This window comes from Candidatus Zixiibacteriota bacterium, assembly GCA_022865345.1.
In the GTDB taxonomy this organism is placed as follows: Bacteria; Zixibacteria; MSB-5A5; order MSB-5A5; family RBG-16-43-9; genus RBG-16-43-9.
In genome coordinates this window covers 1-14,798 of record JALHSU010000116.1, presented here as the reverse complement: position 1 = coordinate 14,798, position 14,798 = coordinate 1, and the positions used below count along the sequence as shown (strand labels likewise).

14 protein-coding genes are annotated in these 14,798 nt (G+C 45.3%); 1 reads left to right on the top strand and 13 read right to left on the bottom strand.

Annotation, left to right across the window (positions count from 1 at the left end; genetic code table 11):
* The 10 genes from MUP17_05115 to MUP17_05070 all read right to left on the bottom strand — a co-directional run.
* A partial coding sequence (locus MUP17_05115; protein ID MCJ7458352.1) for a (Fe-S)-binding protein occupies nt 1-605 on the bottom strand: 605 nt, incomplete at its 3' end.
* A gap of 182 nt (nt 606-787) precedes the next feature.
* Nucleotides 788-1,255, bottom strand: a complete 468-nt coding sequence (locus MUP17_05110; protein MCJ7458351.1) for a hydrogenase iron-sulfur subunit — start codon at nt 1,253-1,255, stop codon at nt 788-790.
* 69 nt (nt 1,256-1,324) lie between these two features.
* Entirely contained in the window at nt 1,325-2,059 is a 735-nt protein-coding gene (locus MUP17_05105; protein MCJ7458350.1) for a type II toxin-antitoxin system HicB family antitoxin, read from the bottom strand.
* Between the two features lie 342 nt (nt 2,060-2,401).
* Nucleotides 2,402-2,875, bottom strand: a complete 474-nt coding sequence (locus MUP17_05100) for a DinB family protein (protein ID MCJ7458349.1) — start codon at nt 2,873-2,875, stop codon at nt 2,402-2,404.
* 109 nt (nt 2,876-2,984) lie between these two features.
* Nucleotides 2,985-5,852 carry an FAD-dependent oxidoreductase gene (locus MUP17_05095; protein ID MCJ7458348.1) on the bottom strand — a complete coding sequence of 956 codons (2,868 nt, stop codon included), beginning with the start codon at nt 5,850-5,852 and terminating at the stop codon, nt 2,985-2,987.
* Nucleotides 5,853-5,867: 15 nt separating this feature from the next.
* Nucleotides 5,868-6,038, bottom strand: a complete 171-nt coding sequence (locus MUP17_05090) for an FAD-dependent oxidoreductase (GenBank protein ID MCJ7458347.1) — start codon at nt 6,036-6,038, stop codon at nt 5,868-5,870.
* A gap of 7 nt (nt 6,039-6,045) precedes the next feature.
* A complete protein-coding gene (locus MUP17_05085) occupies nt 6,046-6,597 on the bottom strand; it encodes a 2-oxoacid:acceptor oxidoreductase family protein (protein ID MCJ7458346.1) in 552 nt (183 codons plus the stop codon).
* Entirely contained in the window at nt 6,590-7,486 is an 897-nt protein-coding gene (locus MUP17_05080) for a thiamine pyrophosphate-dependent enzyme (GenBank protein ID MCJ7458345.1), read from the bottom strand. The genes MUP17_05085 and MUP17_05080 overlap by 8 nt, the downstream gene beginning before the upstream one ends.
* The gene (locus MUP17_05075; GenBank protein ID MCJ7458344.1) at nt 7,483-8,640 is read right to left on the bottom strand and encodes a 2-oxoacid:acceptor oxidoreductase subunit alpha; all 1,158 of its coding nucleotides are present in this window, start codon (nt 8,638-8,640) and stop codon (nt 7,483-7,485) included. Before MUP17_05075 ends, MUP17_05080 begins: the two co-directional genes overlap by 4 nt.
* Entirely contained in the window at nt 8,630-8,920 is a 291-nt protein-coding gene (locus MUP17_05070; GenBank protein MCJ7458343.1) for a 4Fe-4S binding protein, read from the bottom strand. The genes MUP17_05075 and MUP17_05070 overlap by 11 nt, the downstream gene beginning before the upstream one ends.
* A 329-nt stretch (nt 8,921-9,249) precedes the next feature.
* Here MUP17_05070 and MUP17_05065 point away from each other — a divergent pair, with 329 nt between their 5' ends.
* A complete protein-coding gene (locus MUP17_05065) occupies nt 9,250-10,806 on the top strand; it encodes a hypothetical protein (protein MCJ7458342.1) in 1,557 nt (518 codons plus the stop codon).
* Nucleotides 10,807-10,983: 177 nt separating this feature from the next.
* Here MUP17_05065 and sucD read toward each other — a convergent pair whose 3' ends face one another.
* The 3 genes from sucD to MUP17_05050 all read right to left on the bottom strand — a co-directional run bounded on the left by sucD (nt 10,984) and on the right by MUP17_05050 (nt 14,539).
* Complete coding sequence (sucD, locus tag MUP17_05060) at nt 10,984-11,943, bottom strand: succinate--CoA ligase subunit alpha (protein MCJ7458341.1); 960 nt, start codon at nt 11,941-11,943, stop codon at nt 10,984-10,986.
* A gap of 305 nt (nt 11,944-12,248) precedes the next feature.
* On the bottom strand, nt 12,249-13,427 hold the full coding sequence (gene sucC / locus MUP17_05055; GenBank protein MCJ7458340.1) for an ADP-forming succinate--CoA ligase subunit beta: 1,179 nt from the start codon (nt 13,425-13,427) through the stop codon (nt 12,249-12,251).
* 71 nt (nt 13,428-13,498) lie between these two features.
* A complete protein-coding gene (locus tag MUP17_05050) occupies nt 13,499-14,539 on the bottom strand; it encodes a Fic family protein (GenBank protein MCJ7458339.1) in 1,041 nt (346 codons plus the stop codon).
* Nucleotides 14,540-14,798: the final 259 nt, after the last annotated feature.

Sequence of the window (14,798 nt, the reverse complement as noted above, 5' to 3'; positions counted from 1 at the left end):
ACATTATGTTGAGCCAGTCTTTTGAAATTCTCAAAATCCCCGGTCCATAATAGGTCGTGCCCGCAGCACCTTTCATTTGCCATGATTTGCGGCTCAATTCCTGAGAGGTTAAGAATCTTCAATGTTGAGCGGGCAATATCGAGTGAATTTGCTTTTATGTCTGAAAAGAAAGTTTCGAAATATGGCAGACACCCGACGAAGTAAAGGTATTCGCTGTCATTTGAGGTTTTCAGGTCAGAACTTATCCATCCCATCCGATCTTGCTTCAAATCCGGAGCAGTCATTATCTTCATTATTGATTGTAGCGCACCACCGTGCGAGCATTTCCCTTCTTCACCCGCTTTTTTCGCTTCTCCCCTCATAAGTTTGGTGAACTCCACATAATCCACATCCGAAGGGCAGATGTCCTGGCACCTTCTGCAGGTCAAACAGCTCCATAGGCCTGCCTCCTGCAGAACTAAGTCATCTGAGCGGTTAACGGTCAGGGTTACCAATTTCCGGGGAGAATAACCGTTTCTCACATTGGCAATCGGGCAGACCGCGGTACATTTACCGCAATCCAGACAATAATAGGCTTTGGTTTTTCTTATGATCTCTTTTTTCATAATTCTGCTATTCGGTTTTTGCTATTCGCTGTTTGCTATTGCTATTCGATATCTCTTCATTTGTCATTCTGAGGGAGTCCATTTGGACGACCGAAGAATCTTAGATTCTTCGTCCGCCTCTGGCGGACTCAGAATGACAATTGATCTCCGTCGGGCTCGGAATGACAGCCATCATTCATCCGTCATCCATCACTCATCATTTCTTTTTCCATCTTCCTTCTTCCATCTTCCTTTGTTTTTCTTAACGGACTCGGTCCTACTTTCTTCACATCCTCCACAAACTCCTTGATCAGTTGAGCCCACCTTCCCCCTTCTGCGGCCGAGACCCATTCCAATCTCAACCTTTCCTTTTCTATTCCCAACATCTTGACCAGATTTTTTGTGATCTCGAACTGCTCAACTGCACGGTAATTTCCGAAAACGTAGTGGCAGTCCCCGAAATGACAGCCGGACCACATCACCCCGTCAGCGCCCAGCTCAAACGCCTTCAGGACAAAACCAGGCCTAATCCTGCCTGAACACATCACCCGGATCAACCTGACATTAGGTGGGTACTGCAGCCTGCCCACCCCGGCAGTATCTGCGCCAGCATAAGAACACCAGTTGCAGGCAAAGACCACGATTTTAGGTTCGAAATTTTTCTCGGTCATTCCTGTCGCCTTTGCACCGTCTATTTGTAGGGGCGAGGTCTCCTCGCCCAGGGCAGGGGAACCCTGCCCCTATGCGATGCTCTTTCTGTATTTACCCAGCGTCTTATCGATCGTCCCGATATGCTCTCTTTCGTGCTCTAAAAATCTTCTCAGCATCTTCCCGGCTGTCCATTTCTCGTTTTTGTACTTTGCCCATTTCCTGGGAATGTTGATCTTGTTTCTGTCTTCCGCAGAAAGCTTTTTTAGAACCCTGACTGCTACCTCTCTATTCTTTTTTAACTTGTCGAAAATCTTTTCCTGAGGATATTCTGGCACCGTATACAGCTCTTTAAAATCTTTTAGCCGGGAAAGATACCACAGATCACAGTTGGCAACATGATATAAAGTCTCTCTGATCGAGCGGACTTTTTTCTCCGGTTTCCAGTCGAGAATTTCATCTGAGAGTTTACCAACCTTCTTTAAAAGCTCTTTCCGGTTATATCCCATCCAGCGAATGCATTGGTTAATGAAGGCTTTCGCAGGAGGAAGTAAATCATAAGAAAACAATGCGGCCTTGCTCCCGCTAATTACCGGACAGGTTCCTTTTTGGGTCTCCATAATTTCGTATTCTATCTTTTTAGGAACACTTGCATTTTTCTCACCATTTTTCTTCAAGAAGGATAAATAACCTTTGATTATTTCAGGAACTCTTTCTAAAACTTTCTTCTGAGTCCTATCCCAGACAAAACAGCCTGGCAGCTCCCGGATATGCGCCATACAGCAACCTTTTCTGTCAACCTCGAGATAAATTTTGTATTTGTCCATTTTTTTTATAACACGGATGTCATTGCGAGCGACCCCGCAATAAGCGGGAGAGCGAAGCAATCCGTCCACTTTCTGTAGATTGCTTCGTTGGTCAAATGACCTCCTCGCAATGACAGAAACAGCTTTTGGGGCGGGTAACCCGACCCCTACAACTATTATTCGCTGTTCTCTGTTGGTCTCCTGACCAACAGAGCGAATGCAAGGCAAAAGTCTTCACCCGGGATCCTGTGGACAAGACCTTGATGACCTTGCCCTACGTGCTTCGTTGGTGAGGACACCAATCCTATGGATCCAAATTCGGACGAAGAGCAATTTGAACCCTTGGCTCCTTGAATCCTTTCCTTATTTAAAATCATACAAATCCGGTGGCTTTATTCCCATCAGCCGGAGATAGGTAAAAAGCTGTCCCCGGTGGTGCCAGTGTTCATCATAAGAAACCGTAAAGCAGGTCCAGGCTGGAAGCTCATCTTCCCAGAAGCACTTGACCTTTTTCTTCATCTGAATCGGAGTTAACGATTTGGCAATCCGGTTGGTGTTCTGATGAACTCTTTTAGCAAATTTGAGTAAACCATCAACACTTTTAACCTCAAAGGATGCTTTCTTGAAATCATCTTCGGAGATAGACCCTTTTTTAGCTCCATCTGTAAACACCTTCTCACTGGTGTAAATATGTTTGACCAGCTCTTTTACGGACATCACCTCCGGGCAGGGTTTGAAATTGAGCTTATCCTTTGGGATTAGCTTTATTGCCTTCTGGGTGACTTTTTGTACCTTGTCAAAATACGCTAACATCCCCAGTAAAACTTTCTTTTCCATAAAACCTCCTTTTTAAATAAATTTTGTTGTTCCTGTAGGGGCGAGGTTTCCTCGCCCTATTCGTAAAGGACGCATCAACAAGCTGATGCACTTCTATACTCTTTCCAAATCATTCAAAGAGCAAACAGCTCTCCACCATCTCCTCGATCTGTTCATCCGTGAAATGGAAAGCTGTAATAGCCGAGGTCGGGCACAGGGCCGCACAGGTCCCGCATCCCTTGCACAGGGCTTCATTTATCCTAGCAATATAGATTCCGTCCTTCTCCTCTAAAGATGGAGCGTGAAATTCACAGATCTTCACACAGGTGCCGCAAGCCCTGCAGAGTGATGGTTCCACTATCTGGCAGACTATAGGCGCCAGTTTGATTTTATCTCTGGAGGCAAGGATCGCCGCCTTACCTGCAGCACCGAGCGCCTGCCCGATCGATTCCGGAATAAGTTTCGGAGACTGGGCGCAACCGCAGATAAAAATCCCTTCAGTGTTGGTCTCCACCGGTCCGAGCTTTGAATGCCTCTCCATGAAAAATCCATCCAGACCTCTGGGAACTTTCAAAAGCTCCTGCAGGTGAGCAAAATCTTTCTCTCCGGGAACCATTCCCACTGAAAGGATTACCAGATCAGCAGGAATCTCAACTTCTGTTTTGAGCAGAGGCTGTGATAGTTTGACCATTCTTAATCTATCTTCACCCAAGACTTCTGGAGGATTATCCTCGTCATATCTCAAGAACAAGACCCCTAAACCGCGCGCTCTTCTATATGCTTCCTCAGCTCCGGGATTGAAACTCCTCAAGTCTCTGTATAAAACCGTAACTTTTAACCCTTTTTCCGCTAACGCCATTGCTTGTTTTATAGCCACCTGACAGCAGTACCTCGAACAGTATTTTCTGCCTTCTTTTTCTCTTGAACCAACGCATTGAATAAAGACAGTCTGCTCCGGCTTTTTATCTTTGATTTTAAATTCCTTCTCCTGAAGAAGTTTTTCTGCATCCAAATTTGTGATCACCTCAGGAAATTTTCCATAACCATATTTGCCCTCAGGATTATAAAGGTCAGACCCGATGGCTAAAATTATTGTGCCGGCTTTCAGTTTTGAGCTTTTCTTTTTGTCATCTTTCGTTTCAAGTGTCACCTCAAAATTTCCCACAAAACCATCCACCTTTTTCACCTCAGTGGATGTGAGAATCTTGACTTTATTCTGGGAAAGCTCGTCTAATTTCTTTTTTAACAGTTCCTTTCCGCTCATTGTGGAAAAGCTTAAATTTCCCAAGGAAGCTAATCTTCCGCCCAAGCTTTTCTCTTTTTCGATTAACGTGACCTTATAGCCCTGGGAGGATAAATCCAGAGCCGCAGAGATGCCAGAGATCCCGCCACCGATGACCAGGATTTTTGAATTCATCTCAACTTCTCTGGATTCAAGAGGCTGAAGCCTTCTCGCCTTGGTCACAGCCATCCGGATTAAATCTTTAGCTTTTGAAGTCGCCTCCTCTGGCTCGCTGGCATGCACCCAGGAGCACTGGTCCCTGATATTTGCCATCTCGAATAGATATGGGTTCAGTCCCGCTCTCTGGCAGGTCTCCTGAAAGATCGGCTCATGCGTCCTCGGAGTGCAGGCTGCCACAACCACCCGGTTAAGATTATGCTCTTTTATCTTATCCTGAAGTAATCTCTGGGTGCCATCTGAGCAGACGAATAGGTCTTTCATAACGAACACAACGTCCGGCAGAGACTTAGCATACTCCTCCACTGCGCTGACATCCACCACTCCAGCAATATTTATCCCGCAGTGACAGACAAAAACCCCGATTCTCGGTTCTCCAGAGGTATCAATCTGCTCGACTTTTAATGGCTCCCTTTTTATCTTCTGACCCTTAAGATGAGAGGAGACTTTCAAAGCCGAGGCAGACCCGAAAGCAACCGAATCAGTTATATCTTTTAAACCGCCGGAGCAGCCGCAAAGGTAGATCCCTTCTTTGGTCGACTCAAGAGGAGAGTTTACCTCTTTTGGCTTGAAAAATCCTGTCTGGTCAAGCTCAATTCCTAAAATCTCAGCTAATTCCCTTGTCCCGGCAGATGGAACTGCCGCAGAGGAAAGAATGGCTAAATCGACCTTTATTCTTTCCACCTTGCCATTATCCATATTCTCAACTGCAATCCATAAATCTTTGGTTATCGGATCTTCGATTATCTTGGAAGGTTTACCGTGATAGAAAACCACAGAGGGATCAGCTTTGGCTCTTAAGTAAAGGTCTTCATACCCTTTGCCAAATGCTCTCATGTCGTGATAGAAAATATATATCTTCTCAATTTCCGGTTCATGTACCTTTGCCAAAAGCGAGTTTTTTACTGCATTCATACAGCAGAAATAGGAACAGTAAGGAACCCCTTTATTATCATTCGACCTGGAACCCACGCACTGGATAAAACCTAAAGTTTTTGGGAGCTTTTTGTCTGAAGGTCTTCTTATATGTCCGCCAGTTGGACCTGAGGCATTGAGCAGTCTTTCGAATTCCATTCCAGTTACGACATCCTCGTGCAGGGAGTAATCAAAACAGCTTAAAATGGTCGGGTCATATTCCTCAAAACCAGTGGAGAGGATGATGGAGCCGACATTTATCTCCTCATCCTTATCCGGCAGGTCGTAATCAATGGATTTCGGCTTGCAGACCGCAGAACAGCGCTCGCACACGATAAATTTTTTATTCAAGCAGTTCTCTTTGTCGATGACATAAGCTCGTGGAGAAGCTTGTGGAAAAGGAGAATAGATTGCTTTACGTGCGCCTAATCCTAAATCAAAAGCATTCGGCACGATTATAGGACATTCCTTAGCACAGTCCCCGCACCCCACGCAGGAGTTTTCATCCACGCTCCTGGATTTTCGCCTGACTGTTACTCTGAAATTACCTTTTTCCCCTTCCACCTGTTTGACTTCAGAGTAGGTCCAGACTTTTATGTTCGGATGCCGACCGGCATCTAACATCCTGGGACCCAGGATTCATATGGCGCAGTCCATGGTGGGGAAGGTCTTGTCTAACTGAGCCATCCTCCCGCCTAAGGTGGGAGACCTCTCAACCAAATAGACCTGGAAATCCGCATTGGCTAAATCCAGTGCCGCCTGAATTCCCGCAACCCCGCCCCCGATTACCAGAGCACCTTTTTTCGACATATCCGGCTTACTGTTTGGAAGCCTCTTTTACTTCCTGCCCGAACTGAAAACCTTTGTCAAAACCCTTCAGGTTCAAATCCACCAACCTTTCAGGGACTGAGGTTGAGACTGCCTTCCTCATCGCCTCAGGTGAAACTAATCCTGTTACCGCAGTGAAAAACCCTAACATCACTATGTTGGCGACTATTTTTGCTCCCATCTCTTCGGCAAAGCGGGTTGAGGGTACCGCGTAGGTTTTGATATTTCCTCTTGCCTCTTCAGGAGTGACCAAATCGTCATCGATGATCAGAGTTCCGTTCAGGTCTAAATTCGGTGAGAATTTAGTATACGCCTCCTGGGACATCGCAACCAGAATCTGAGGCAAAGTGACATAAGGGTAAAGGATTTTATCCTCAGAGACCAAAACCTGTGAGCTGCACGCGCTTCCTCTTGCCTCCGGACCGAAACTCTGGGTCATGGTCGCATGTTTGTTATCATAGAGTGAGGCCGCCTTGCCGATTATGTATCCGCAGCGTATAACCCCCTGCCCACCATATCCGGAAATCCTTATCTCAGTCATCATCTATCGGCCCTCCATATTCTACGAATTTGTCCTTTAGTACTCCTCTTAAGCCCTGATTTACTCCCTCAATAAAGGTAGGTCTTTCCCGGTCGATGAACTTCCCCACGACTATCTTGGACTGGAAGCTGATGTCTAACTCCGATAAATCGGCACCGTGCTTGATGACCGAGTTGTCGTGATAGAACTTCATAAGGTCAAGTCCGGTTCCTAACCGGTTCCTTCTGGCATAGAGAGTTGAGCAGGGGCAGATTATCTCCACAAAGGAGAAACCTTTTTTCTGTAACGCCTCGGTTAGAGATTTTGCCAGTCTTCTGACGTCCAGAGCTGTCCAGCGGGCAACGTAGACTGCTCCGCAAGATGCGGCTAAGTAAGGAAGACTGAACGGCTGCTCGAAATTTCCGTAAGGTGAAGTCGAGGTGTTAGCTGTTACCGGCGTGGTAGCCGCGCACTGACCTCCGGTCATCGCATAGATGAAGTTGTTGACGCATACGACGGTTAGATCCATATTCCTTCTTGCCGCATGCAAAAAGTGATTCCCTCCTATTCCCATAATATCCCCGTCCCCTGAGAAAACCACCACCTTCAGTTTCGGATTGGCTAATTTTAGACCTGTGGCAAAAGGTATCGCACGTCCGTGAGTCGAGTGAAATGAATCTAATTTGACATACCCGGCAACCCTGCCTGTGCATCCTATCCCGGAAACTATGGCTGTATCCTTCAAAGGTATTTGCGATTTTTCCAGAGCCATCAGAAAAGCTGTAACCGCAGTTCCTATTCCGCAGGTGGGGCACCAGATGTGCGGCATCCGCTCCATCCTCAGAAGATGCTCCATCGGGTGTTCTTCTTCTGTTTCCTCTTTTTTCTTTTTCAGTTGGACTTCGCTCATTTTGCTGCCTCCTTGATAGCCTTGTAGATATCCTCAGGTTCGTGCACCCATCCACCACCATGCGGGACCAAAATCGTTTTGGTCTTCCCTTTGGTTGCTCTTTCCACCTCCAGGACCATCTGTCCGTAATTCATCTCCACCACCACAAACCCTTTTATCTTCTGGGCTAATTCGTAAATCTTTTTCTCCGGAAAGGGCCAGACGATGATAGGTCTTAAATATCCAACCTTAATACCTTCTTTTCTTGCCTTCTGAATTGCCGGGATAGATACCCTGGAGCTTATACCGTAGGAGAAGACCACGACATCTGCACCTTCAGTTTGTTCCTCTTCTATATCCACTAATTCATCTTTAAACAGCCTTATCTTTTCGACTAATCGCCTGACTAATTTCTCCTGGGCTTCCCAGGTCATAACCGGATAACCTCTTTCATCATGAGTCAAACCGGTAACGTGGATTTTGTAACCATCCCCGGCTTTTATCATCTGGGGAACTAAGTCCTTTTCGGGTTTGAAGGGGAGATATTTTTCAGGCGGAAGCTCGGTATATCTTCTGGGATAAAGCTCTATCTGGTCTGCTTCAGGGATGACCACCTTTTCAGTCATATGTCCCACACACTCATCCATCATCACTAAAACCGGAACCCTGAATCTCTCAGACAGGTTGAATGCTTTTATCAAAACCCAGAAAGCTTCCTGTGGAGAATTGGGCGATAAAGCTACCAGCTCATAATCGCCATGCGAGCCCCATTTTGCCTGCATCATATCTGCTTGACCTGGCAAAGTGGGAAGCCCGGTAGAAGGACCGCCTCTTTGAACGTCCACTACCACGCAGGGTGCCTCCATCATACAGGCTAAACCGATGTTCTCCATCATCAGGGAGAAGCCCGGACCTGAGGTAACAGTCATCGATTTTGAGCCGCCCCAGGTTGCACCGACTACTGCTGCCATTGAGCCAAGCTCATCTTCCATCTGAATGAAAATCCCACCCACTCCTGGAAACCTCTCTGCCATCCTCTCCACCACTTCAGTGGATGGAGTTATTGGATACCCAGCCACAAAAGTACACCCTGCAGCTAAAGCCCCTTCTGCAGCTGCATGGTCTCCATCTAAATAGTGAGCCCCGGTTAAGACCCTTTTGGGATCAGCTTTCAATTTTCTCCACCTCCTTTTGGTCTTCCTTTTTTTCTAAGACAAATAAAGCGAATTCAGGACATAAAAGCTCGCAAAGTCCACAGTGAACGCAGGCTTCCGCGTTTTTCGCAGCCGGGGGATGATAACCTTTTAAGTTGAATTCAGTGGAAAGCTCTAAAACGTCTTTGGGGCAGTATTCAACGCAGAAGCCGCAACCTTTACATCTTTCCCTGATTATGTGAATTTCACCGTGTGGAATCTGGAGCTTATCAGCATCTAAGGGCTTGCGCCAGAACCTCATCTTTCTTACCTCCAGAAAAGAATTAACTTTTCTTACACCAATATGACATAATACAAACTAATCCAAATAAGTCAAGCGTTTTGCCCAAAAAAAGGTTAATTTTTCTTCAATTTTTGGCATTAACTTGCCTTTATACCCTGTTCAAGAAAAAGTGAGTCAGAAATGAGATGTTAGACGTCAGTTAAAAGGGCAGGTACGAGTGCCTGCCCTTACAATCTAACTCTTTTCACTTGACAATCAATTTTGACTCCGATATTTTCTTCAACTGGGATTTGACAAATCGAGATTGTCAGCAAAACTTTTAACTTCAATACCTCAAGGAGGGTCTTATGCGTCAGCGTGCTTTGTTTTTGGGAGTGATGGTGTGGCTGTTAGTCTGTGTTTCAGCTTCTGCCGATGTGCCCAAGTTAATCAACTTTCAGGGGAGGCTAACTGATGCATCTGGGAAGTTTGTGCCAGATGGGAATTATTCAGTGATGTTCAGGTTTTATACAGATTCCATCGGGGGTATACCAAAGTGGACTGAGACACAAGAAGTAATAGTAAGCAAAGGGCTTTTTAATGTGATCTTAGGTTCAATTACCCCGATACCTGATAGTATCTTCAATTCTCTTTATACTTGGTTAGGGATAAAAGTGCAAATAGATCCTGAGATGACACCAAGACAGAGACTCTCAAGTTTAGGCTATTCTTACAGAACAGTTAAAGCAGATACATCTTCTTATTCGATGAACTCAGATAAATTAGATGGACTGGATGCTTCTGATTTTTTAAGTCCTGCTAATGATTATGGTCGTTCTGGTGTGGCAACTGATTTATACGAGCAGGCCATTACCTTAAGCGAGAAATATGTAAATGTTGCTGGACCAGATAGTGTTTATATTTCTTCTGGCACTGCCTTCTTAGGCAAAGCCTCAGGGAGTAGTGCCTCACCTATGTATGGTATAAAGGGATATGCAGACAACGCTTCATTCGATGCTTGTGGTGGATATTTCTCCACATCTTCTGCCGGGACAGGATTATCCCATTTTGGGGTTTATGGAGCAGGTTATTCTTCCTACAGCTCCGCTTATGGTGTCTACGGATTAGCTGATAATACTTCCACAGGCTGGGCTGTTGGTGGGTCTTTCGGCACAACTAGTAACGGAACAGGAGAGCATAGTGGGGTCAGGGCAGGAGGTTCAAGTTCCTCTTCAAGCTCCGCTTATGGTTACTATGGTCAGGCACAGAATACATCAACCGGTAACGCATATGGTGGATATTTCTGGACATTTTCTGTCGGCACAGGAACCCATTATGGGGTCTATGCCTCTGAGGCAGCTGGTGGTTCAGGTGCTGCGGTTTATGCGGCAGGAGATTTTGCTGCTTCCGGAACTAAAAATGCGGTTCTTAAAACTTCAAAAGGTCACCGACTGATGAGTGTGATAGAATCCCCTGAGGTTTGGTTTGAGGATTTTGGTGAAGGGCAACTTATAAATGGTAGAGGACACGTTGAGCTTGACCCTTTGTTTTTAGAAACAGTGACCATAAATAATCTCCACCCCATGAAGGTTTTCATTCAACTCAAAGACGATTGCAGGGGAACTTATGTGAAATCTTCCAGCACCAGCTTTGATGTTTTTGAGCTACAGGGTGGAACAAGCAATGCCTCATTTTCTTATAGAGTAATTGCCAAAAGGAAAGGATATGAAACTGAGAGGCTGAGGGAGACAGATGTGGGTAAAGATGACCCCAATTTATACCCTGAACTTTGGTCCAAGCTGGAGAAACAGTATCAAGCGGAACTGGCGCAAAGAGAAGAGCAAAGAAAGCTAACAGAAGCGGAACAGAATAGAACGGAACAGCAAAGACTGGAGATGAAAGAAGACATAAACGGTATGAAGTAAGACGTGAGACGTATGAAGTGAGATAATGTAGGGGTGGGGACTCCCCGCCCCTATTTGCTTTTCGTTGGTGTTTTCACCAACGAAGGACACGGGCGTTGGTCAGGAGACCAACATCCAGCGCAAAATGGTAGACCCACAGCTTGCCCGTAGGGTTGCCCTCAACGTGGGTCAGTGATTCTACTTTCTTTTCCTTCTCTGTCCTTTAACCTTTTTGACTGCTTTCTTTTTCTTTGCAAGAACCTTTTTGACTTTTGGTTTACTTTTCCTTTTTTCCAGTTCCTTTTTCATCAATATCGCAATTTCTGCCGGGCTTTCCGCTACCTTTATTCCGACTTTATTGAATGCTGCCACTTTCTCAGCTGCTGTTCCGCTTCCGCCGGAAATAATAGCTCCTGCGTGCCCCATCCTTTTGCCCGGAGGCGCTGTTCTTCCGGCAATGAAAGCCACAACCGGCTTGGTCACATACTTCTTTATATATGCTGCCGCCTTTTCCTCATCAGTTCCACCTATTTCGCCTATGAGAACGATTCCTTCTGTTTGCGGGTCTTTCTGAAATAATTCTAAGACGTCTATGAAGTTAGTCCCGATAATCGGATCTCCTCCAATCCCTAAACTTGTTGATTGACCCAGGCCATTTAAGGTCAGATTATATGCCACCTCATAAGTCAAGGTGCCACTGCGCGATACAACTCCAATGCTCCCTTTTTTATGAATTTGTCCCGGCATTATTCCCACCTTCGCCACTCCGGGAGTAATCACCCCTGGACTATTCGGGCCTACCAATCTGGTATCAGTATTTTTAAGATAATGATACACTTTCAGCATCTCAGTTGTAGGTATCCCTTCAGCTATGCAGATCACTAATTTAATTCCAGCATTAGCCGCCTCATAGATAGCATCCACTGCGAATTTTGAGGGAACGTAAATCACCGAGGTATTCGCTTTTGTTTTCTCAACAGCTTCTTTTACTGAATTGAAAACCGGCACACCTTCTACCTTTTCCCCTGCTTTGCCCGGAGTCACCCCGGCAACGACTTTCGTTCCGTAATCTAACATCTGCTTGGTATGAAAAGCCCCATCCCTACCAGTAATCCCCTGAACCACCAGCCTGGTATTTTTGTCCACTAATATGCTCAATTGATCCTCCCTCAACCTGGAGTGCATCCATTTGGATGCGTTCCATATTGATTTTAGTTTTTTGCGACCCTGTCCTACGGATCCGTTAATAGGAAAAGGGTCGCGCTACGTTTATTTGTAAAGACGCATCGCATGCGTCTCTATGATTATTTCATAATCGCGTAGCTGAGCCTTTAGGGCTCAGCGGAGGTCTAATCCGCCTCAGGCGGACCGCTACGCGACTTTATTTCTCAGTGAGTTCCCAGCCACTTTAGTGGCGTGGGTGCCTACCTGACTAAAGTCAGTTAGAACACGCCCCTACAAATTCATTTCTCCGTCGGCGCATCGCACCCTTCAAACATCTGCAATTGTGTAACATTGCTCAGCTCAATCGCTTTTTTAACTACCTCTTCCATAGAGGATGTTGCAGAAAGACCTACCTGTTTCAGTATCTCCCTTGCCTTATCCTCATTCGTGCCAGTCAGCCGGACGACAATCGGTACTTTCGGTTTAAACTCCTTCAGGGCGGCTACAATCCCGGTTGCCACGTCATCACATCTGGTTATCCCGCCGAAGATGTTGAACAGAATGGCTTTTACGTTCTGGTCTCTGGTGATAATCCTCATCGCAGTCATCACTTTTTCCGGATTGGAGCTTCCTCCGATATCTAAGAAATTTGCCGGCTCAGCTCCGAAATGTTTCACCAGGTCCATAGTTGCCATAGCCAGACCCGCTCCGTTGACCACACATCCGATATTCCCATCTAATTTCACAAAGGACAGGCCCATCTTCCTGGCTTCATTTTCACCCGGTTCTTCTGAATCCAAATCCCTCATAGCTTCGATCTCCGGATGCCTTTCCAGGCCGTTATCATCTATATTTATCTTGGCATCTAACGCCCAGACCTCCCCTTCTGGTGTGGTGATAAATGGATTTATTTCGGCTAAGGAGCAATCCACGTCCCAGAAAGCCCAGTATAACTTCATTATCACAGGAATAGCCTGGTTACAGGTTTTTGGATTGGCATAAAGCTTAAAGGCTAAATTGCGTGCCTGATACGGCTGCAAACCGAGTAGCGGGTCGACTTCTAACTTGAAAATCTTTTCCGGCGTATTTTTAGCGACTTCTTCGATGTCTATTCCACCAGCAGGAGAAACCATCATCACCGGCTTTTTAGTTCTCCGGTCAACGATTATCCCGATATAAGCTTCAGAGGAAATCTCCTTGCTTTCGGTGACTAAAACCTTTTTGACTTTGAGACCTTTGATATCCATCCCCAGGATATTCTTAGCTTTCTCGTAAGCCTCATCTGGATTTGCTGCGGACTTTATACCCCCAGCCTTTCCCCTTCCACCCACGTGCACCTGAGCCTTAATCATCACCGGTTTGCCGATTTTCTGTGCAATCTCCTTGGCTTGCTCCGGAGTTTCCGCCATCTCCCCCGGCGGCACCGGTATGCCATATTTCCTGAAAATCTCCTTAGCCTGATATTCGTGTATTTTCATTCTCTACTCCTTTGAACAAGGGTTAAATTTTGCGTGCAATTTGCGTGCAATCAGTAATGAGTAAGTTGAGCTTACCCAAGCACATATCTTATTGTCCTGCCTGTACCTGTTCTTTTGATAAATCCTTTAGTTTCCAGTAAACTCAAATCGTAATTTGCGGTGCGCAAAGAGACCTTGAGTTTTTCAACATATTCTGAACGGGAGATACTTTCATTCTGAATAATATATTTCAACGCCTTTACCTGACGTTCCAAAAGACCCATTGAGCTTGCCTTTTGCAGCACAGAATCATACTTAATTACCCTCTGGCTTTTCTCCTTTATAGTGCTCATCTGTGACCTCAACCCTTCTACAAAATATTCAAGCCAGAAGGTCATATCCATATTTTTTTCTCTGACCGATTGAATGGCTTCATAATAAGCCGACCTGTCTTTATCATAGTATTCTGAAAGAGTAAATAATCTCTTAAAATCATACCCGGTTTTATAAAGAATGAGAGTGGATAATAACCTGGCACTGCGACCGTTGCCGTCTAAAAAGGGATGAATATGCACAAATTGAAACTGAGCAATGCCCGCTACCATAATATCTGAGATATCCTTATCGTCATTTAACCACTCGACGAATTCCCGCATCAGAGGAGGTACCTCTAAAGGTGGAGGGGGGGTGTAGATGATCTTCTTTGTCTTGGAATTTACAACATAATTCTGGACCATACGATATTTTCCAGGCTCAGCCTGTCCACCTCTTACACCCCTGACCAGGATTTTATGGATTTCTCTAATTAGACCTTCAGTAATAGGATCTTCCTTGCCCAGATATTTGGAGACAAAACCCATTGCTTTCTTATAATTCAAAAGCTCCTTTCTGTCATCCTCCCTTACACCCTTGACTTTCTTACCGTCAAGAATCCTTTTTGCCTGCTCGAGACTCAAGGCTGTTCCCTCAATATGGGTGGAATAGTGCGACTCTAAGATAAGAGCTTCCTTCTGGATGGAAGAAAACCAATCCTCTTTAATCTTTATCGCATCTAAGAACCCCCTTACCCTTTCTATCTCTATCAGAGATTTATTTATTCCGGGGGTTATAGTGAATTTAGGTTGAAATGGCATCTAACTTTTCCTTAGGTTCTTCATTTGATGTTTTTTGACTACCGCAATCTCCTGATCCATCAAACTGTAGAGTTCATAAATTCAAAGAGCTTGAAACAAGTTATTTTTTTCACAAGATTAATTATATAACATAACTCTGACAAAATTGCAAATGAAATTTATTGCCAAAAAGATAGAGACGCAATGAATACATCTCTATCTTAATGTCATTCTGAGGGAATCTCGCCGAAGGCAGATGACCGAAGAATCTGTACACCTT